At 75.4% G+C, this 21358-nt stretch carries 9 protein-coding genes; 2 read left to right on the top strand and 7 right to left on the bottom strand.

The features are described 5' to 3' along the window. From D5H75_RS44440 to D5H75_RS37265, 4 genes are all read right to left on the bottom strand, one after another. Positions 1 to 11529: non-ribosomal peptide synthetase (locus tag D5H75_RS44440; RefSeq protein ID WP_119931326.1), on the bottom strand; the 11529-nt coding region annotated here is incomplete at its 3' end. Positions 11530 to 11820: 291 nt separating this feature from the next. Next, positions 11821 to 14133, bottom strand: coding sequence for an MMPL family transporter (locus tag D5H75_RS37255; protein WP_119931327.1), 2313 nt, complete (start codon positions 14131 to 14133; stop codon positions 11821 to 11823). Between the two features lie 28 nt (positions 14134 to 14161). Next, positions 14162 to 14518 (bottom strand): acyl carrier protein, encoded by a 357-nt coding sequence (locus D5H75_RS37260; RefSeq protein WP_242454743.1) that lies wholly within the window; start codon positions 14516 to 14518, stop codon positions 14162 to 14164. Between the two features lie 3 nt (positions 14519 to 14521). Next, a complete protein-coding gene (locus D5H75_RS37265; RefSeq protein WP_202638891.1) occupies positions 14522 to 16315 on the bottom strand; it encodes a fatty acyl-AMP ligase in 1794 nt (597 codons plus the stop codon). A gap of 268 nt (positions 16316 to 16583) precedes the next feature. On the opposite strand from D5H75_RS37265, the gene D5H75_RS37270 reads away from it, so the two are divergent. Both D5H75_RS37270 and D5H75_RS37275 read left to right on the top strand, forming a co-directional pair. Then, the gene (locus D5H75_RS37270) at positions 16584 to 17681 is read left to right on the top strand and encodes an endonuclease/exonuclease/phosphatase family protein (RefSeq protein ID WP_119931329.1); all 1098 of its coding nucleotides are present in this window, start codon (positions 16584 to 16586) and stop codon (positions 17679 to 17681) included. 65 nt (positions 17682 to 17746) lie between these two features. Then, positions 17747 to 17929: an antitoxin gene (locus D5H75_RS37275; protein WP_277950001.1), complete on the top strand. Its 183-nt coding sequence runs from the start codon at positions 17747 to 17749 to the stop codon at positions 17927 to 17929. A gap of 111 nt (positions 17930 to 18040) precedes the next feature. Here the strand turns inward: D5H75_RS37275 and D5H75_RS37280 are convergent, their stop codons facing one another. The 3 genes from D5H75_RS37280 to D5H75_RS37290 all read right to left on the bottom strand — a co-directional run bounded on the left by D5H75_RS37280 (position 18041) and on the right by D5H75_RS37290 (position 21068). Further along, positions 18041 to 18829 (bottom strand): ABC transporter ATP-binding protein, encoded by a 789-nt coding sequence (locus D5H75_RS37280; RefSeq protein ID WP_119931331.1) that lies wholly within the window; start codon positions 18827 to 18829, stop codon positions 18041 to 18043. Then, positions 18826 to 19836: a FecCD family ABC transporter permease gene (locus D5H75_RS37285; protein WP_202638900.1), complete on the bottom strand. Its 1011-nt coding sequence runs from the start codon at positions 19834 to 19836 to the stop codon at positions 18826 to 18828. Before D5H75_RS37285 ends, D5H75_RS37280 begins: the two co-directional genes overlap by 4 nt. 245 nt (positions 19837 to 20081) lie before the next feature. After that, complete coding sequence (locus D5H75_RS37290; RefSeq protein WP_119931332.1) at positions 20082 to 21068, bottom strand: ABC transporter substrate-binding protein; 987 nt, start codon at positions 21066 to 21068, stop codon at positions 20082 to 20084. Between the last annotated feature and the right edge of the window lie 290 nt (positions 21069 to 21358).

The following is a 21358-nucleotide window of genomic DNA, read 5'->3' on the forward strand; positions in this document are numbered from 1 at the left end:
CGGACCCGCCCCCAACCGCGACAACAACGCCGCCAGCGCCGCCCGCACCACCATGAACACGCTCGCGCGGCGTTCGCGGGCCAGCGCGCCGAGCCGGTCGAGCACCTCGGGCGGGACGGTGAACGGGACGGCGCCGCCGCGGTACGACGGCTCGGCCGGGCGCTGCCGGTCGGCGGGGAGCGGCAGCTCCTCGGGCAGGCCGGCCAGCGCCTCGCGCCAGAAGGCGAGCTGGCGGCTGACCAGGCTGTCCGGGTCGTCCTCCGAGCCGAGCAGGTCCCGCTGCCAGAGCGCGTAGTCGGCGTACTGGACCGGCAGCGGCTCCCACCCGGGCGCCTCCCCGGCGCGGCGGGCCGCGTAGGCGGTGACCACGTCGGCGGCCAGGGGGGCGAGGGACCAGCCGTCGGCGGCGATGTGGTGCAGGACCAGCAGCACGACGTGCTCCTCCGGCGCGAGCCGGAAGACGAAGGCGCGCAGCGGCGGCTCGGCGGTCAGGTCGAACCCGCGCCCGACCGCCCCGGCGAGCAGCCCGGGCAGGTCCTCCTCCGCCGCCGGGACCACGGCGACCTCCGGCCGCGCCCCGGGCAGCACCACCTGGCGCGGGTTCCCGTCGTGCTCTGGGTAGACCGTGCGCAGGGACTCATGTCGTACGGCCACGTCGGCGAGCGCGGCCCGCAGCGCCCCGGCGTCCAGTTCCCCGCGCAGCCGCAGCGCGATCGGCACGTTGTAGACCGGCGACGCCGGGTCGAACCGGTTCAGGAACCACAGCCGCCGCTGCGCGTGCGACAGCGGCACCGATTCCGGGCGGGGGCGCGGGGCCAGCGGGGGCCGGGCCGCGCCGGAGGCCGCCTCGACCAGCGCGGCGACGCCCGCGACCGTGGGGGTCTCGAACAGCGCGCGCACCGGCAGCTCGGCCCCGAACGCCGACCGGATCCGCGAGGCGAGCCGCGTGGCGACGATCGAGTCGCCGCCCAGCTCGAAGAACGAGTCGTCCACGCCCACCCGGTCCACGCCCAGAGCCTCGGCGAACAGCCCGCACAGGATCTCCTCGGCGGGCGTGCGCGGGGCCCGGCCGGGGGCGGCGCCGGGCAGGTCCGGCGCGGGCAGCGCCTTGCGGTCGAGCTTGCCGTTGGGCGTGACCGGCAGCTCGGGCAGGGTCACGAAGGCGGCCGGGACCATGTACTCCGGGAGCGCGGCGGCGGCCAGCTCCCGCAGCTCCCCGGGGCCGGCCTCGCCGACGACGTACGCGACCAGCCGCCTGTCCCCCGGCCGGTCCTCCCGGACGACGACCGCGGCCCTGGCCACGCCCTCGTGACGCGCCAGCACGGCCTCGACCTCGCCCGGCTCGATGCGGAACCCGCGCACCTTGACCTGGTCGTCCACCCGGCCCAGGAACTCCAGCACCCCGTCCTCGCGCCACCGCGCCAGGTCCCCGGTGCGGTACATCCGCTCGCCGGGAGGGCCGAACGGGCACGCCACGAACCGCTCGGCCGTCAGCCCCGGACGGCCGAGGTAGCCGCGCGCGACCCCGAGCCCGGCCGAGTACAGCTCGCCGGGGACGCCCGGGGGGACGGGCCGCAGGTTCGCGTCGAGCACGTAGGCGCGCATGTTGGCGGGCGGGCGGCCTATCGGCACGTCGCCCGAGGTGTCCTCCGGCCGAACCCGGTGCGTCGCGGCCACAAGGGTGGTCTCGGTCGGCCCGTACCCGTTGATCAGCGTGAGGCCGGGGCGCGCCGCCAGCACCCTGGCCATGGCGTGCGGGGAGGCCACGTCCCCGCCGGTGAGCACGCTGCGCACCCCGGCGAAGGCGTCGGGCCGCTCCTCCGCCATCAGGTTGAACACCCCGGTGACCAGCACCATCGCGGTGACCTGGTGATCCCGGACCGTCCTGGCCAGGGTCTCGGCGTCGAGCGGCCCCGGCGGGGCCACGACGATCGCGCCGCCCGTCAGCAACGGCGTCCACAGCTCGTACGACGAGGGGTCGAACGCGTAGGGCACGTTCAGCAGGACCCGGCGGTGCGCCTCGCGGTCCCAGACCGGGTCGAGGGCCAGGCCGGCGACGTCGCGATGGGTGACCACCACGCCCTTGGGCAGGCCCGTCGAGCCCGAGGTGTACATGACGTAGGCGGCCTGCGCGGGCCGTACGGCGACGCCCGGGTCGCTGTCGTCGCCCGGGGCGTCGCGCGCCAGCAGGACCCGGCCGTCGTGGGGGAACCAGCGGACCGCGTTCTCCTCGTCCACCAGCAGCACCGGGGCGCCCGTGTCCGCCATCACGTAGGACATGCGCTCGGGCGGGTGGCTGTGGTGGATCGGCACATAGCAACCGCCGGCCTTCACGATCGCCAGCGTCGCCACCACCTGCTCCACCGACCGCTCCATCAGCACCGCGACCGGCGTCTCCGCCCCCACCCCCAACCCGATCAGCCGATGCGCCAGCCGGTTCACCCGCGCGTTCAACTCCCCGTACGTCAGCGACACCCCGTCCGCCACCACCGCGGGCGCCTCCGGCGCGAGCCGCACCCGCTCCTCGAAGAGGTCCACGAGCGAGCGGCCGGTGGGGACGGGCGCGTCCGTGGCGTTCCACTCGCGCAGGACGCGGTCCCGCTCGCGGGGGGTCAGCACGTCCACCCGGCCGACGGGCAGCTCCGGCGTGTCCGCGACGGTTTCGAGCAGGGCCGCCAGGCGTTCCAGCAGCTCGGCCGCCTCCGCCTCGCCGTACAGGTCGGGGCGGTAGTAGAGGCGGAGGGTCAGCCGCTCGCCGGGGATCGCGGCGACGGCCAGGGGGTAGTGGGTGGCGTCGTCCGTCTCCACCCCGGCGACGCGCGGCCCGCCGGGCGCCTCGCCGAGGTCGGCGGGGTCCAGCGGGTAGTTCTCCATCACCATCATCGTGTCGAAGAGCCGCGCGGCGCCCGCCGCCCGCTGGATGTCCGCGAGGCCCAGGTGATGGTGGGCGAACAGCTCGGCCTGCTCGGCCTGGAGCCGGTCCAGCAGCGCGGACAGCGGCTCGCCGGGCGTCAGCCGCACCCGGACGGGGACGGAGTTGATGAACAGCCCGACCGCGTCCTCGACCCCGGGCAGGTCGGCGGGCCTGCCCGAGACGGTCGCGCCGAAGACCACGTCGTCGCGGCCGGTCAGGCGGGACAGCAGCACGCCCCAGGCCGCCTGGAAGACCGTGTTGAGGGTCAGGCCGCGGCCGCGCAGCCAGGCGGTGAGCCGCGCGGTCAGGTCCGCGCCGAGCGTCAGGTGGAGCCGTTCGGGCGCGACGGGCGGGGCGCCGGCCAGCCGGGGCGCGACGAGGGTGGGCTCGGTGACACCCGCGAGCGCGTCGCGCCACGCCCGTTCCGCCGCCTCCCGGTCCTGCGCGCCCAGCCACTCCAGGTAGCCCCGGTACGACGCGGGCCGGGCGAGCGCGGTCCCCTGGTAGAGCGCGAACAGCTCGGCCACGAGCACCGGGACCGACCAGCCGTCGAGCACGACGTGGTGGTTGGTGAGCACCAGGCGGTGCCGGTCGCCGCCCAGCCCGACCAGCAGGAAGCGCACCAGCGGGCCGCGCCCGAGCGAGAACGGCCGCTGCCGCTCCTCCCGGGTCAGCCGCCGCGCCTCCTCCGCCGGGTCGGGCGCGGACGTCACGTCGCGCTCGGTCCACGCCAGGTCCACGCGGTCGTGGACGAGCTGTACGGCGTCGCCGTGGGGGCGCTGGCGGAACGTCACCCGCAGGCCGGGGTGACGGCGCAGCAGGGCCTCGGCGGCCGACCTGAGCCGGGCCGCGTCGAGGGGGCCGTCCAGGTCCAGGGCGAGCTGGACGGTGTAGACGTCCTCCTCGTCGAGCAGGGCGTGCACGAACAGGCCCTGCTGGAGCGGGGACAGCGGCCACACGTCCGCGAGGTCCGGCTCGGCGCGCTCCAGCTCCTCGATCTCGGCCTGGGTGAGGGGCACCGGCAGGTCGGAGGGGGTGAACCCGGCCCCGGTGGCGTCCCGCAGGCCGCGGAGCACGGCGAACCAGGTCTCGGCCAGGTCGCGCACGCGGTCCTCGGTGAGCACGCCCCCGGCCCAGGTCCAGGTGGCGGTCAGGCCCTCCCCCGCGCGGGCGACGGCGCTGACGGAGAGCGCGTGCGCCAGGGGCAGGTCCGGGTCCTGGCCGCCGCCGATCGCGATGGGCTCCCAGTCGCCGCCGCGCGGGGCGTCGAGGCGGCCGAGGTAGTTGAACATGATCTGCGGGCGGGGGAGCCCGGCCAGCTCGTCGCGGGTCTCCGGGTCGAGGTACCGCAGCACGCCGAAGCCGGACCCGTCGCCGGGGACCCGCCGCAGCCCCTCCTTCACCCGCTTGATCGCGCGCCCGGCCGCGTCGCCGCCCGCGCAGACCTCGGCCGGGTCCACGTCGCCCGCGTCCAGCCGCACGGGGTACAGCGCGGTGAACCAGCCGGCCGTGCGGCCCAGGTCGGCGGCGGTCTCGTCGCGGCCGTGGCCCTCCAGGTCCACGAGCACGCCCGTCCCGGGGCCGCCGCGCCAGCGCGCGACCGCGACGGCGAGCCCGGTCAGCAGCACGTCGTCGGCCCGGGCGTGGAAGCGGGCGGGCACCTCGGCGAGCAGCGGCCCGGCGATGTCCGGCGGCAGGGTCAGGGTCAGCTCGCCGCGCGTCGCGGACACGTCCCGCGCCGGGTCGAGCGGCCGGTCGCCCAGCAGCGGGTCGGGCCCGGCGAGGACGTCCCGCCAGGCGGCGAGCTCGGCGCGGCGGTCCTCGGCGGCCCGCCGTACGGCCCAGCGGCGGAACGAGGCGGGGACGGGGGCGAGCGCGCCGCCGGCCAGCGCGGTGGCCAGGTCGGGCAGCAGCACGCGCCAGGAGACGCCGTCCACGACCAGGTGGTGCGCCACGACGATCAGCGCCGTGTCCGCGAGGACGACCTGGACCATGATCCCGTTCGCCGGGTCGAGCCGCCGCCGCGCGGCCTCGGTCTGGGCGGCGATGTCGTCGTCCGTGGCCCGGCGCACGCGGGCGGCGGCGTCCACCGCGCCCGGCCCGGGGATCTCCAGGGTCCAGTCCGGCGTGAGGCGGGCGCGCAGCACGTCGTGGTGGTCCAGCACGGCCTGGAGCGCCCGAGTGACGTCCCCGGTCCGCAGGCCGGGCGGGACGCGCAGGACGACGTGCTGGCTGAAGCCGTCCACCGGCCCGCCCAGCTCGCGCAGCCAGCGCATGATCGGCGTGGCGGGGGCGGAACCGACGCCCGATCCCGGCGGCTCGGCCGCGCGCCCGTCGTCCACGCGGGCGACCGCCGCCAGCGCCTCGACCGTGGGGTTGCGGAACACGTCCCTGGGCGAGAAGACCAGGCCCGCCTGCCGGGCCCGCGCCACGAGCTGGATGGCCACGATGGAGTCGCCGCCCAGGTCGAAGAAGCCGTCGTCGGCCCCGACCCGCGAAAGGCCCAGGACCTCGGCGAACAGCGACGCCAGCACGGCCTCGCGGGCGTTCGAGGGTTCCCGCCCGGTCGCGGCGGCCGCGAAGTCCGGCTCCGGCAGCGCGGCCCGGTCCAGCTTGCCGTTGGCGTTCAGCGGCAGCGCGTCCAGGAACACCACCGCCGCCGGCACCATCACCTCCGGCAGCGACGCGGCCGCGTGCCGGCGGACCGCCGCCGCGTCCAGCGGCCCGGCCCCGTTCAGGTGTACGGCGTCCGCCCCGTTCAGGCGTACGGCGCCGGCGCGGGCCCCGCCGTTCAGGGGCACGGCGTCCTCCCGCACCCCGGGGGCCGCCTGGACGGGCGCCGGGACGACGTAGGCGATGAGGCGGTCTCCGCGCACGGCGGCGGCGGCCTGGGCGACGCCCGGGTGACGGGCGAGCACGGCCTCGACCTCGCCCGGCTCGACCCGCTGCCCGCGGATCTTGACCTGGAAGTCCACCCGGCCGATGTAGTCCAGCGCGCCGTCCTCCCGGCGGCGGACCAGGTCGCCGGTGCGGTACATCCGCGACCCCGGCGGGCCGTACGGGTCGGCGACGAAGCGCTCGGCGGTCAGCCCGGGCTGGCCCAGGTACCCCCGCGCGAGCTGCACCCCGGACAGGTACAGCTCCCCCGGCGCCCCGACCGGGGCCGGCCGCAGGAACGGGTCGAGCACGTGGACCCGCGTGTTCCAGACCGGATGCCCGATGGGCACCGTGACCGCGCCCGGCTCCGGCCGGTGCTCCCAGTGCGTCACGTCGACCGCGGCCTCGGTCGGGCCGTACAGGTTGTGCAGCGCGACCCCGGGGAACGCCGCCCGGAACCGCTCGGCCAGGTCCAGCGGCAGGGCCTCGCCGCTGCAGAACACCCGCCGGAGCGAGTCGCAGCCGGCCGCGGCGGGCTCGGCCAGGAAGGCCGTGAGCATGGACGGCACGAAGTGCATCGTCGTGACGCGCCGCTCCCGCGCCAGCTCCGCCAGGTACGCCGGGTCGCGGTGCCCGTCCGGGCGGGCGATCACCAGCGCCGCCCCGGTCTGGAGCGGCCAGAAGAACTCCCACACCGACACGTCGAACCCGGCGGGGGTCTTCTGCATCACGCGGTCGCCGGGCCCGAGGCCGTACTCCGCCTGCATCCACGCGAGCCGGTTCACGATGGCCTCGTGCGCGACGGCGACGCCCTTGGGGCGGCCGGTCGAGCCCGAGGTGTAGATCACGTACGCGGGGTTCGCGGGTGAGGGGCCGCGCTCCAGGTCGTCCGGGGACAGGCCGGAGACGTCCGCCTCCGCGAGCCACGACTCGTCGATCACCACGACGGGCGCGGCGTCCTCGATCATGTAGGCGATCCGCTCGGCCGGGTACGACGGGTCGATCGGCAGGTAGGCCGCCCCCGTCTTCACCACGGCGTACATCGCGACCAGCAGGCCGGCCGAGCGCGGCAGCGCCAGCCCGACCACCGTCTCGGGCCCCGCCCCGCGCGCCGCCAGGTGCCGCGCCAGCCGGTTGGCCCGCGCGTTCAGCTCGGCGTACGTCAGCGAGACGCCCTCGGACACCAGCGCCGTCGCGTCCGGCGTGCGCGCGACCTGCGCCTCGAACAGCTCCGGGAGCGTCGCGGGGGCCACCGGCCGCCCGGTCCGGTTCCACCGCTCGATCTCCGCCCGTTCCCCGGCCGAGATCGCGTCCACCCGGCCCACGAGGGCGTCCGGCGCGGCGGCGATCGCCTCCAGCACCTCCACCAGCCGCCGCAGCACCCGCCCGGCCTGCCCGGCGGTGAACACGTCGGGCCGGTAGTGCAGCCGCAGCCGGGGCCGCTCCCCCGGGATGACCAGCAGTGTCAGCGGGTAGTGCGTCGTGTCGGTCACGTCTCCCGGCGTGATCCGCACGCCGCCCGCCGCGATGTCCCCCGGGTCCAGCGGGTAGTTCTCCACCACCATGAGCGTGTCGAACAGCGGGCCGGTCCCGGCCGCCCGCTGGATCTCCGGCAGGCTCACGTGGTGGTGCGCGAACAGCGCCGCCTGCTCGCCCTGGACGCGTTCCAGCAGCTCCCCGACCGTCTCCGCGGGGTCGAGCCGCACCCGCACCGGCACGGTGTTGATGAACAGCCCGATCATGCCCTCGACCCCGGGCAGCTCGGCCGGCCGCCCCGACACGGTGCCGCCGAACACCACGTCGCCGCGCCCGCACATCCGCGCGAGCACCATCCCCCACGCCGCCTGGAGCACGGTCGTCAGCGTCACCGACCGCGCCCGCGACACGGCCGCGAGCCTCCCGGCCAGGTCCGCCGCCATGTCCGCGGAGACCCGCTCGGGCGTCACCGGCGGCCGGTCCGCCGCCTCCGGCGCCACCAGCGTCGGCTCCGTGACCCCCGCGAGCGCGCGGCCCCACGCGTCCAGCCCGGCGTCCCGGTCCCGCCCCGCGAGCCAGGCCAGGTACCGCTTGTACGGCGCCGCGCCGCCGTCCCGCGCGTCCGGCTCCCCGGCGCGGTGCACCCCGTCGTACGCCCCGGGGGAGAGGCGCTCGGTGTAGAGCGCGAAGACCTCGGCCGCGAGGAGGGGCGTGGACCAGCCGTCGAGCAGGATGTGGTGGTTCGTCACGATGATCCGGTGCCGGTACGGCGTGAGCCGCACGAGCGCGACGCGGAGCAGCGGCGGGGACGCCAGGTCGAACGGGCGCGACCGCTCCTCCCCGGCCAGCCGCGCCGCCGCGGCCTCGCGGGAGTCCCCGGGCAGCGCGGTCAGATCCTCCTCGCGCCAGGGCACGGACGCGAAGCGGTGCACGACCTGGACGGGCTCGCCGGAGGGCCGTTGCAGGAACGCGGCGCGCAGGTTGGGGTGCCGCAGGACCGCCTCGTCCATCGCGGCGCGCAGCGCGGCGGGGTCGAGGTCGCCGTCCAGGTCCAGCACGAGCTGGGCGGTGTAGACGTCGCTCGCGCCCTCGTCCAGCAGGGCGTGGAAGTAGAACCCGGTCTGCAGCGGCGACAGCGGCCACACGTCCTCGGCCGCGGCGAGGACGGCCTCGTCGAGCTCCCCCGGGCCGAGCTCCACCAGGGGACGGTCCCGGTCCTCGTCGCCGGCCGCCTCCACGGACCCGGCCACGAGGGCCAGGGCCTCGACCGTGCGGTGCTGGAACACGTCGCGCGGCGAGATCGACAGCCCGGCGCGGCGGGCGCGGGACACGATCTGGATCGCCACGATCGAGTCGCCGCCCAGGTCGAAGAAGCCGTCCTCGGCCCCCACCCGCTCCAGCCCCAGCGCCTCGGCGAAGATCGCGGCGAGCAGTTCCTCGCGCTCGCCCTCCGGTTCGCGGCCACCGCCGGCCGCCGGGCCCGGGGCGGGCAGCGCGGCCCGGTCCAGCTTGCCGCTGCCGGTGATCGGGAGCCGGTCCAGCCTGACCACCGCCGACGGCACCATGTGCGCGGGCAGCGACTCGGCGGCGGCGGCGCGCAGGTCCGCGGGGTCCGCTTCCCCGGCGACGTAGGCCACCAGCCGGCGGTCCCCAGGGCGGTCCTCGCGCACCACGACGGCGACCTCGCGCACCCCCGGGCGGCGGGCGAGCACGGCCTCGATCTCGCCCGGCTCGACGCGGAACCCGCGCACCTTGACCTGGGAGTCCGCGCGCCCGGCGTACTCCAGCTCGCCGTCGGCCGTCCACCGCGCCAGGTCGCCCGTGCGGTACATCCGCTCCCCCGGCGGGCCGTACGGGCAGGCCACGAAGCGCTCCGCCGTCAGCCCCGGCCGGTCGTGGTACCCTCGCGCCAGGCTCACCCCGGCGACGTACAGCTCGCCCACGACGCCGGGCGGGACCGGCCGCAGCGCCGCGTCCAGGACGTACACCCGGTTGTTGAACACCGGCCGGCCGATCGGGATCGGCCCGCCGGGCGCGAGCGGGCCGCTCATCGCGCCCACGATCGTCGTCTCGGTGGGCCCGTACGCGTTGATCATGCGGCGGCCCGGCGACCACCGGTCCACCAGTTCGGGCCGGGTCGCCTCGCCGCCGACGACGAGCGTGCGCAGGCCCGGCAGCGGCCCGGGCGGCAGCGTGGCGAGCACGGCCGGGGTGATCAGGGCGTGCGTGATCCCCTCGCGGTCGAGGAAGGACGCCAGCGCCTCCCCGCCGTACACGTCCTCGGGCGGCAGCACGAGCGTCCCCCCGGAGGCGAACGCGAGCAGCCATTCCAGCACCGAGGCGTCGAAGCTGATCGAGGCGAACTGCAGGACCCGGCTGTCCGGCCCGGCCGCGAAGTGCCCGGCCTCGTGCGCCGCGAACGCCGGCAGCCCGGCGTGCGTCACGACCACGCCCTTCGGCCGCCCGGTGGAGCCCGAGGTGTAGATCACGTACGCGGGGTGGGCGGGCAGCAGCGGCGTGCCCCGGTCGGCGTCGGAGGGGTCGGAGTCCGGGTACGCCGACAGGTCCAGGTCGTCCAGCCGCACCGGCGGCCGGTCCCCCGGCAGATCCCAGGCGAGCGCCGCGGTGGTCAGCACCAGCTCGGGCGCGGAGTCGGCGAGCATCGTCCGCACCCGCTCGGCCGGGTAGGCCGGGTCCACCGGCACGTACGCCGCGCCCGCCTTCAGCGTGCCCAGCACCGCGACGATCAGCTCCGGGCGCTTGGGCATCGCCAGGGCGACCCGCCGCTCCGGCCCGGCCCCGTGCGCCAGCAGGTAGTGCGCCAGCCGGTTCGCCCGCGCGTTCAGCTCCCGGTAGGTCAGCCGCGCGCCCCGGTGCGCCAGCGCCACGGCGTCCGGGTCCCGCGCCACCGCGGCCTCGAACAGCTCGACCGCCGTGCGGTGCGGCACCCGCCGGTCTGTAGCGTTCCAGCGGCCCAGGACCGTCTCCCGCTCGGCCGCGTCCATGATCTCGACGGTGTCCGCGGCCCGGTCGTGCGCCGAGGCCGCGAACTCCCGCAGGAACCGCATGAACCGCGCGTGGTGCCCGGCCAGCTCCGCCTCGCCGTACAGCGCGGGGTTGCCGTCGAAGTCGACCCGCCCGTCGTAGACGTTCACCGACAGGTCGTCCACGGGCCCGGTGGACAGCGCGTGCGCGGTCGCCGTGCAGCCGGCCAGGTCGAGCGTGGTGTCGAACTGCATGACGTTGACGATCGGGCCGAACAGCCGCCCGTCGTCCCCCACGAGGCGCAGGTCGCGCCGCAGGTCCTCGTACCGGTACCGCTGGTGCACGAGCAGCCGGCCCACCCGCTTGGTCACCTGGCGCACCAGGTCGGCGACGGTGATCCCGGGCGTCAGCGAGAGCCGCAGCGGGAGCACGTTGGCGACCATGCCGGGGGTGCGGCGGGCCACCGGCGTCGCCCGGGCGGTCACCGCCAGCCCCAGCACGAGGTCGGCGGTCCCGGTCAGCCGCCCGACGTACGCCGCCACGGCCGCGATCACCAGCCCGGACGGGCTCGTGCCCAGCCGCAGCGCCGCCTCGGCGAGCCCGGCGGCCTCCTCCGCCGACAGGTTCTCGGTGGCCCGGTGGAAGCGCGAGGAGGGCACGGCGAACCGCCCCGCCAGGTTCACCGGGTCCGGCAGGTCCGCGCACACCCCCGCCCAGTACCGCCGGTCGGCCTCCTGCCGCGCCGACCCGGTGTACGCGGCCTCCTCCGCGAGCAGGTCGGCCAGCGACCCCAGCCGGTCCGTGCGGGCGTACGGCAGGCCTGCCGCGAGCTCGGAGTACACCTCGGCGAGCCGCCGGGTGAGCATCGGGCCGCTGTACCCGTCCACGGCGACGTGGTGACAGCGGAGGTACCAGACGTGCCGGTCGGGCCCGAGCCGTAGCAGGGCGGTGCGGAAGAGGCGGTCGCCCGTGAGGTCCAGCGGCGTGTCCATCTCGGCCCGCATCCAGGCCTCGGCCGCGGCTCCCGGGTCGGGGCCGGCGGCGAGGTCCACGAGGGGCAGGTCCACCTCGCGCGGGTCGAGGATCTGGACCACGCCTCCGGCGTCCTCGGCCAGGCGGACGTGCACGGCCTCGGCCTCGTCGGCGGCCAGGCGGACGGCCTCGCGGAAGAGCCCGGGGTCGAGCGGGCCCTCGATGTGAAGGTATTGGGCGACGTGAATCGGATCGGCGGGGTTGAGCTGTTGCGCGTACCAGACCCCGTGCTGGGCGGAAGACAAAGACCAGCGACCATTTTCAGCGGAAAACATCGCCATTCTTTCCGGTTCAGTTATTCGCGCCGGCCGGGGCGAGCGACAAATCTGCTACGTTCCCCACATTCACCCCACCAGCCGTCGGCACTGCGCTAACACGGAGCCTTCGCCATCTCTGCCCCCGAAAGCGGCCTCTGCATTAAATCAGGATCGTGTTCTACGCCGCAATACCCCCATCCACCCCCTTTCTTATCATTGGACTGATAAATTGCAGGGGACGAGTTGTTAGCTGCGGCACAGCGAACGCTCACCATGTGATCAAAGCCGCGGCTGGTAGGTGGGGTCGGAGAAGAGCCACCGCGTCTCCACCGTGCGCACCCCCGACGGGACCTGGCGGCGCCGCATCCGGGGCCTCGGCAGCGACCCGCGCGCCAGCGCCCCGGGCCACCACACCCAGTCCCCGACGTCCAGCGTCAGCGCCGTGACCAGGATCGACCGCACGATCATCGTGTCCAGCAGCACCCCGAGCGCGACCGCGACCGCGATCTGCACGGTCTGCGTCATCGGCAGCACCCCGAGCATCGCGAACGTGCCGGCGAGCACGAGCCCGGCCGAGGTGATCACCCCGCCGGTCGCGCCGAGCCCCAGGATCGCGCCGCGCCGGGTGCCGTGCCGCACCGACTCCTCGCGGACCCGGTGCATGAGGAAGATGTTGTAGTCCACGCCGAGCGCGACCAGGAACACGAACACCACCAGCACGAACGCCTGGTCCACCCCGGCGAACCCGAAGACGTGCTCGAACAGGAACGCGCTGATCCCCAGCGTCGCCGCGAACGACAGCACGACCGTGGCCAGCAGCAGCAGCGGCGCCACGATCGCCCGCAGCAGCATCGCCAGCACGATGAACACGACCAGCAGCACCAGCGGGATGATCAGCAGCCGGTCGCGCTCCGCCGCTCGCTGCAGGTCGTAGTTCAGCGCGACCGTCCCGCCCACGTTCACGTCGGGCGCGCCCACCGCGAACATGCGGTCGCGCAGGTGGAGCACCTGGCCCTGGCCCTCGCGCGTGTTGGGCTTGTCCTTGAGCGTCACGTTCACCAGCACGTCGTCGGTGCCCGCGCTGCCCAGCGTGATCGAGGTGACCTCGTCCAGCCGCGCCGCGCTCACGATCACGTCGCGCAGCTTCTCGTTCGTGGCGACGACCTGCACCGGGTCCTCGGCCGCCCGAGGGAAGTGCCGATCGCTGATGTCCTCGCCGACGACCGCCTCCGGCCGCCCGGTGAAGGCGTCCCGGTTGGCCAGCCCGCCCTCCTTGTACGACGTGAGCCCGAGCACGAGCACGCCCAGCGCCAGGCACGTCACGATCCACACGAGCCGGGCGCGGCGGCCGATCCACCGGCCGAGCCGTCCCCACGCGCCCGCCTCGCCCGACTCCCCGGCCGCGCCCGGGTCGTGGCGCGGCACCAGCGGCCAGAACACCCACCGCCCGGCCACCACCATGACGGCGGGCAGCAGCGTGATCATCGCGATCATCGCGCAGGCCACGCCGATCGCCGCGACCGGCCCGAGCCCCCTGGTGGAGTTCAGCTCCGCCACCATCAGGCACAGCAGGCCCGCGATGACGGTCGCCGCGCTGGCCACGATGGCCGGACTGGCCCGCCGTACGGCGACCGCCATGGCCTCGTGCCGGTCCTCGTGGCGGCGCAGCTCCTCGCGGTAGCGGGCGATGAGCAGCAGGGCGTAGTCGGTGCCCGCGCCCACGACCAGCACCATCAGCAGCGACACGGCCAGGCTGCTGACCGTGATGAGCCCGGCGGCGGCGAGCAGGTAGCTGACGCCCATCGCCACGGCCAGCGCGAGCACGACGATGAACAGCGGGATCGCCCACAGGACGACGCTGCGGTAGGTGATCAGCAGCACGACGACGGCCACGCCCAGCGCGGCCAGCACCAGCACGCCGTCGATCATGCCGAAGACGGCCTGCGCGTCCGCCTGGTAGCCGACGGTCCCGGTCAGGTGGGCGCTGAGCCCGGGCGGGAGGCCGGCCCTGACGACGCGGCGGATCTCGTTGATCGTCGCGGTGGTCTCGGCCACGCCGGTGTCCCGCACGATGGCGACCAGCCGCAGCGCCTGCCCGTCCGCCGACTCCTGCGAGGACATGAGCTTGACCGGCTTCCCGGCGGGCGGGATGTAGGGGATCTTGAACTTGGCCTCGACCGCGCGCAGCTCCTTGGGCAGGCGCCCTTTCTTGTCGCGGTACTTGTCGAGCTCCTCCTTGAACTCGACCGGGCCGAACGTGCGCCCCGCGGTCCCGGCCGACGGCGGCAGCTCGGCCACCACGTTCCGGATCCGGGCCACGGCCTTCAGGTCCGCCGCGACCTTGGCCCGGTCCGCCGCGGTGACGCCCGACTCGCGCTCGTAGACGATCGTGGCGGGCAGCAGGTTGTCGCCCTGCATGCCGAGGATGCGGCGCACCGCCCGCGCCGAGTCGGCGTTGGCCGGCAGGTACTCCGCGATGTCGTCCTTCTGCACGGTGGACAGCAGGCCCGCGGACGGGCCGAGCACCGCGATCACGCCGACCCACAGGGCGAGGACGACCCACTTCAGACGGCGGACGGGAATCCTTCTCATGCGCGCGCTCGGCCGTCGCGACGTGTCCTCAGCCGGCCATCCGCGCCCGCAGATGCGCGGCGATCGCCTCGATCGTGGGATGCTCCCACACCAGCGTCGGGTCCACCTCCAGGCCGAACTCCGACTCGATGTCGCCGCACAGGCTCAGGTTGTAGACCGAGTCCATGCCGTACCCGGCGATCGCCGCCGTCGGGTCGATCTCCTCCGGCGGGCGCAGGACGTACTCCCCCACGCGCTCCGCCAGCCACCGCTCGATCGTCCCCACGGGGTGCCCGGTCCCCGGCGCGGGGGTTCCCGCCGCCGTGCCCGTCACCGCGCCCGTCATCGCGCCCGTCACCGCGCCCGGCGCCGCCGTGCCGACGCCCTCGGCCAGTCCGCTCGCCATCTCTCACGCTCCTTCGTCCACGCGCGGGCCCGGCCCGTGCGTCCCGGCCCGCTCGCCGTGCCCGTCCCGCCCGAGTACGCCGGGGGAGCCCGCCCCGAGGAGATCCCGCACGCCCGGGGAGAGCTCGGCGTGCACGATCGGCAGCGCCCCGTCGAGCAGCGCCTGGCGGGTGCGCCGGCGCTGGAGTTTCCCGCTGGTGGTCTTGCTGACGCCGCCCCGCTCGACCAGCACGACGTTGACCGACGAGACCGCGTGGGCCCGCGCGATCTCCGCCCTGACCTCGGCGGCGAGGCCGGCCGGGGTCCGCTCGCCCAGGCGGCTCGGCCGCACCTCCTGCACGACCACGACGTGCTCGGCGCCCGTGTCCAGCCCGAACGCCGCCACGGCCCCGGCGGCCGGGTGCACCCCCCGCGCCGTCTCCTCGATGTCCTGGGGGTAGAGGTTGCGGCCGTTGACGATGATCAGGTCCTTGATCCGGCCCGTGACGAACAGGTCTCCGCCGCGCAGGAAGCCCAGGTCGCCCGTGCGGAGGTACGGCCCGCCGCCTCCGGCCGTACGGGCCCCGAAGGTCTCGCGGGTGGCCTCCTCGCGCTGCCAGTAGCCCTGGGCGACGCTCTCGCCCCGCACCCAGATCTCCCCCACGTGCCCCTCGGGCAGCGGCTCGGCGGTCTCCGGGTCCACGATCTCGACGGTCATCCGGTCGGTACGGCCGCTGGCGACCAGCTCGACGCCGTCCTCGGCGGGGACCGCGCGGTGCCGTTCCAGCTCGGCCGGGTCGAACCGGCCCACCACCGCGCCCGTGCCCACCGGCGTGCACGTGATGAGCAGGGTCGCCTCGGCCATGCCGTACCCGGGGGCCCACACCGTGGGGCTCCAGCCCGCGGGGCCGAAGCGCTCGTCCACCCGGCGCAGGGTCTCGGCCCGCACCGGCTCGGCCCCGTTCATGGCGAAGCGCAGGCTGGACAGGTCGAGCCCGGCGAGCTGCGCGTCGGTCACCCGGGCCAGGCACCACTCGTAGGCGAAGTTGGGGGCCACGGTGTACTCGGCGCGGTACCGGTCGATCATCTCCAGCCACAGCGCGGGCCGCATCACGAAGTCGATCGGCGAGGCGAAGGCCAGGTCGCCGCCGGAGTGCACGGGCTGCAGCAGCATGCCGATCAGGCCCATGTCGTGGTAGTGCGGCAGCCAGCCCACGCCGGTGCCCACGAGCGGGGCGCCGAGGGCCAGGTAGATGGAGTCCTCGTTGTGCAGGATGTTGGAGTGCCGGAGCATCACGCCGCGCGGCTCGCTGGTCGAGCCCGAGGTGTACTGCATGTAGGCGAGGGTGCCGGCGTCCATCCGCGGCATCGTCCAGGCGGCGGGGTCGGCGAGGGGGCCCTCGTCGGTGGCCACGCACTCGACCCGGCCGTCCAGCCCCACCGAGCGCAGCCACTCGGCCAGCATCGGGCGGGAGGCCGCGTCGGTGAGCACGAGCCGCACGTCGGCGTCCTTGATGATGCCCTCGGCGCGTTCGAGCGCGCGCGGGTCGGTCTGCGGCAGCGGGGAGGGCACGGCGACCACGCGGGAGTAGAGGCAGCCGAGGAAGGCGTCCAGGAACGCCAGTCCGGCCGGGTAGAGCAGCAGCGCCGCCTGGTCGGCCATCCGCCGCTCCCCCAGCCAGGCGGCGATCGCGCGCGCCTCCAGGTCGAGTTCGGTGAACGTGCGGCGGGTCTCGGTGAACTGTCCCCGGCGGCCCTGGACGAAGGTGTACGACCGGGTGTCCCCCAGCCGCTCGGTCTGCGCGCGGACACGATGCACAAAGGACGCCTGGGACGTCACACCCACTCCTCGAAGAGTGCGGAATTCCCCCGCAGGACAAGAGACATCCAAAAATATGAGTAAGCAATCAGGTGCGCAACGCCTCACCGACTTGAGCATATGGACCGGTCGAATGCTCACTTGCCGATAAATGAGCGGCGTCGTCGCAGGCCCCAAACCTCCGGATTTTGTATAAGAACCATGCAGAAGCCGCGCGAACCCGGTGCGGACGCCCCCACCGCCCCCTCCCCTGTCGCACGATGTCCCCATGACCCTCACCCCCTCCACCCCGCCCGCCGCGACCAGCGGGAACGCCGGGCCGGCCGGGGCCGCCCCGGGCCCGTCCCGGACGGTTCCGGACAGACCCGTACGGCGCGGCGGCCGCCGGCGCCTGGCCACGGTCCTCGCCTGGGCGGCCGCGCTCCCGTTCGCGGCGTGGGCCGTCCTCCGCCTCGGCGGCGTCGACGCGGGCTTCCGGTGGGCGCAGCTCGTGGCGTTCACGCCGTACGTCGCGGCGGCCTCGGGCGTCGCGGCGCCGGCCGTCCTGGCGCTGCGGCGGTGGGCGGCGCTCGCGGTCGCGGTGGCGGCGGCCGTCGCGCTGGGCTCCGCCGTACTGCCCCGGGCGATCGCCGACGGCACGTGGGGCCCGGCCCCCGACGGGCCCGTGGTGCGGGTGCTCACGGCGAACCTGCTGATGGGCCAGGCGTCGGCCGCCGGGGTCGTGGAGCGGGTACGGCTCGCGCGGGCGGACGTGCTCGCCGTGCAGGAGCTGACCCCCGGGGCGGTGGAGCGGCTGGAGGAGGCGGGGCTCGGGCGGCTCCTGCCGTACCGGAAGGTGCTCGCGCGGGACGGGGTGGGCGGGTCCGGCGTCTACGCGCGGTTCCCGGTCGAGGCGTCGGGACCGGCGATCGACTTCGGCGGGTTCGGGCAGCTCCGGGCCTGGGTGCGGGTGCCGGAGGCGCCGGCGGTGGAGGTGGTGTCGGTGCACCCGTGCGCGCCGGCGCGGCCGGACCGGGAACCGTGCTGGAAGGCGGGGCTGGAGGCGCTGCCCCGGCCCGGCGACCCGGGAGACCCCCGGGACACGGCGGACACGGTGCGGATCCTCGCGGGGGACTTCAACGCCACGCTCGACCACCGGCCGGTGCGGGACCTGCTGGACGCCGGATACCGGGACGCCGCCGACGCGACGGGGCGCGGGCTGACCCCGACGTGGCCCGAGCTGGGGCCGTGGGTGGAGTTCACGCCCGGGGTGACGCTGGACCGGGTGCTCGCCGACGCCGACGTCGCCGTGCGGCGGTTCGAGACGTACCGGCTGGAGGGCGCTGACCACCGGATGACGTTCGCCGAACTCCAGCTCCCGGATTAGGGATTCGTCCGGATTGCTGGGGGTATGTCGTTTTTGAGATGTTACCGATGGGCCGAGGGGGACCTATGGGCTTCGGCGACAGGTTGAAGGACATGATGGGGCAGAACCGCGACCGGATGCGGCAGGGCCTGGACCGGGCGGGCGACGAGGTGAACAAGCGCACGGACGGCAAGTGGGCCAAGCAGACCGAGCAGGCCAAGCGGAAGGCCGGCGAGCAGATCGACCAGTGGCGGAAGAAACGCCGCTGAGGGCCGTCCCCGCCCCCGGTGGGGCCGTGCGCGGCAGGGCGCACGGCCCCCTTCCCGTTCCCGCGACGTTCACCGGCCGGGAATCCGGGCCGGAGTTCCGGGCCCGGACGTTCAGGGGCGCAGCAGGAAGAGGTGGGGACGGCCGTCCTCGCCCTCGGCCACCCGGACCCGCGCGCCGAAGTGGGCGGCCACGGCCTCCTCGGTCAGGACCTCGCCGACCGGGCCGGACGCCGCCGCCCGCCCGTCCGACATCAGCAGCATCGAGTCGGCGTACTGGGCCGCCAGCGTGAGGTCGTGCAGGGTCGTGATCACGGTCAGCGAGTCCGCCAGGCGGAGCCGGTCCACCAGTTCCAGCACCTGCTGCTGGTGCCCCAGGTCCAGGGCCGTGGTCGGCTCGTCGAGGATCAGCACCGGCGCCTGCTGGACCAGCGCCCGCGCCAGCACGACCCGCTGGCGCTCTCCGCCGGACAGCCGCCCCAGCCGCCGCCGCGCGAACCGGGCCAGGTCCAGGCGCTCCAGCACCGATTCGGTCACCGCGCGGTCGTGCCGCGTCTCCCGCCCGAAGTGCCGGATGTACGGCGACCGCCCCAGCAGCGCGTAGTCGTACACCGAAGTGTCGCCCGGCAGCTCCGGGCTCTGCGGGGCGTACGCCACGAGGCGGGCCCGCTCCCGGGGCTTGAGCCGGTCGGCCGGCCTCCCGTGCAGCAGGACCTCCCCGCTGTACGGCAGGAGCCCGGTGATCGCGCGCAGCAGGGTGGACTTGCCCGCGCCGTTGGCCCCGATCACCGCGAGCCACGACCCGGCGGCCGCCGTGACCGACACGTCGCGGAGCACCTCGCGCCCGTCCAGCCGGACCCCGACGCCGCGCGCCTGGACGCCGGGGGCGCCCGCCGTGCTCATGACGCCTCCCTGCGGGTCGCCCGCAGCACGCCGACGAAGAAGGGCGCGCCGACGAAGGCGGTCACCACGCCCAGGGCCAGCTCGCCCGGCGCGATCACGGTGCGCGCGAGCAGGTCCACCAGGACCAGGAACGCCGCGCCGAGCAGGAACGACAGCGGCAGCACGGCCCGGTAGGACCCGCCCGCCAGGCGCCGCGCGACGTGCGGGATCACCACGCCGACGAAGCCCACCAGCCCGCTCACCGCCACCGCGCACGCCGTGGCCAGGGAGGACGCGGCGAGCACGACGAACCGCACCCGGGCCGCCGAGACGCCGAGCGAGGTGGCCTCGTCGTCGCCCACGCTGAGCACGTCGAGCAGCCGCCCGTGGGCGAACAGCACGGCCACCGAGACCGCCGAGTACGGCGCGATCATGGTGAGCGTCTCCCAGTCCGCCGACTCCAGCCCGCCCATGATCCAGGCGTAGATGCGCTCCAGCTCCTCGACCCGGAGCTGCTGGAGGAACGCCTGCACGGCCGCGAGGAAGCTCGACACCGCCACCCCGGCGAGCACCAGTGTCACCGTCCCCCGGCCGCCCGCCGCGCGCCCCAGGTTGTAGGCGAGCAGCACGCCGCCCACGGCCCCGGCGAACGCCGCGAGGGGCACGCCCGTGTCGGGCGCGTCCGAGAAGAACACGATCATGATGGTGGCGCCGAGCCCCGCGCCGCCGCCCGCGCCGAGCAGGTAGGGGTCGGCCAGCGGGTTGCGGAACACGCCCTGGTACCCGGCCCCGGCGATCGCGAGCAGCCCGCCGACGGCCGCGCCGATCAGCACCCGGGGCAGCCGCAGCTCGAACAGCACGGTCTGGTCCACCGGCGCGAGGCCCGTGTCCAGGGACACGAACGGCAGCGCGTCGGCCAGCGCCCGCAGCACCCCGGCCGGCGGGATCCCCGCCGCCCCGGCGGTCAGCCCCGCGAGCAGCGCGACGGCCAGTACCACGAGCACGCAGGACAGCACCAGCGGCCGGATCCGCCACCGCCGCCCGCGCCCTCCGCCGCCCGCGCGGTCCGCGCCGTCCAGCCCGCCGGCGTCGCCCGCGCCGTCCAGCCCGCCGGCGTCGCCCGCGCCGTCCAGCCCGCCGGTGTCGCCCGCGCCGCCGGTGCCGGCGGCGTCGTCAGCGCCGCCCACGGCCGGGGCCGTGCCGTACGGCCGCGCGGCGGGCGGCCCCGGCTCCGCGGAGGAGGCGGGGCCGCCGGTCGCCGGATCGCGCGGGGTCACTTGGCGGCTGCGGCCTTGCGGACGGCGTCGCCGACGATCTTCACGAACTCCGGCAGGCGCGGTCCCCAGCGGGACGCCAGGCTGTCGTTGACCGGGATGACCAGGCCCTTCTTGACGGCCGAGAGGTCCTTCCAGCCGGTGCGCCTGGCGACGGTCTCCGCGTTCTGGCCACAGCAGACCGTGTCGGCCAGGAAGACCAGGTCCGGGTCCGCCTTCACCGCGTGCTCGGCGGACAGCTTGGGGTAGCCGCCGGCCTTGTCGTCCACGCCGTCGGCGATGTTCTTCAGCCCGAAGAGGGAGTACACCTGGCCGACGAAGGTGTCGGAGGTCACGGTGTAGAGGTCGGGGCTGAGCTCGTGGTAGTACGTGAGCTCCTTGGCCGCCTTGGCCTGCCCGGCCTGCTCCACGGCCTGCGCGATCTGCGACTTCATGCCCTCGACCACGGTCTTGGCCTGGTCGGCGTGGCCGGTGGCCGTACCCAGGTTGGTGATCTGGGTGTAGACGTCGTCGATCTTGGTCGCGGGCGACTGGAGGAGCACCGGGACCTTGAGCTTGCGCAGCGCGGCCGCGACGCCGGCGGTGTCGTTGGAGAGCACGACCAGGTCGGGCTTGTACCCGATCACGGCCTCGGCGTTCGGCTTGAAGCCCGACAGCTTGGTCTTGGGCGCCCCGGCCGGGAAGTCGGACTGGTCGTCCACCGCGACGACCTGCTCGCCCGCGCCCACGGCGTACAGCGTCTCGGTCGCGGTCGGGGACAGCGAGACGATCCGGACCGGCTTGGCTGGGACCGTCACGTCCCCGTCGCCGCCCTTGACGGTGACCGGGAAGGCCCCGGCCGCCGGGGCCTGGGATGCGGCCGGGGCGGATCCCGCCGGGGCGGCCGAGTCCTTGGAGGAGGTGCCCGAGGTGCCGGACTGGCCGCAGCCGGCCAGCGTGAGGACACCCAGCAACACGGCGGCGCCGAGGGCGCGCGTGGGTCTCATTACTGATCTCCTGTGGTTGCCGGGAAGCGCGAGACCCAGACGGTCGCCCTTCCCACGAGGGTCGAAATCGTCGGCGCAGGTGAGGCGACCTGGCTACCCCCGAGGGGGATGACAGTTGCGGGACAGCGCCGGACTCGCACCGGACTTCGCTGCACTCTGCGCGCCCTGAACGGTAGCAGGACATGGGGAGTGCGCCGGATGCGGGGTTTGTCCCGTTCACCGGAGACCCCGGCGCCGGAGTCCCTCGGCGTGCGGCCCCGCCGTACTCCTCGGGACGGACGCGCGGACAG

The sequence above is a fragment of the Bailinhaonella thermotolerans genome, from assembly GCF_003594875.1.
Classification (GTDB): Bacteria; Actinomycetota; Actinomycetes; order Streptosporangiales; family Streptosporangiaceae; genus Bailinhaonella; species Bailinhaonella thermotolerans.

What these genes read in the sequence shown, in the direction of transcription:
- D5H75_RS37255 (WP_119931327.1), bottom strand. Translation starts at nt 14,133, where the DNA reads ATGAGAAGGATTCCCGTCCGCCGTCTGAAGTGGGTCGTCCTCGCCCTG.
- D5H75_RS37260 (WP_242454743.1), bottom strand. Translation starts at nt 14,518, where the DNA reads ATGGCGAGCGGACTGGCCGAGGGCGTCGGCACGGCGGCGCCGGGCGCG.
- D5H75_RS37270 (WP_119931329.1), top strand. Translation starts at nt 16,584, where the DNA reads ATGACCCTCACCCCCTCCACCCCGCCCGCCGCGACCAGCGGGAACGCC.
- D5H75_RS37275 (WP_277950001.1), top strand. Translation starts at nt 17,747, where the DNA reads ATGGGCTTCGGCGACAGGTTGAAGGACATGATGGGGCAGAACCGCGAC.
- D5H75_RS37280 (WP_119931331.1), bottom strand. Translation starts at nt 18,829, where the DNA reads ATGAGCACGGCGGGCGCCCCCGGCGTCCAGGCGCGCGGCGTCGGGGTC.
- D5H75_RS37290 (WP_119931332.1), bottom strand. Translation starts at nt 21,068, where the DNA reads ATGAGACCCACGCGCGCCCTCGGCGCCGCCGTGTTGCTGGGTGTCCTC.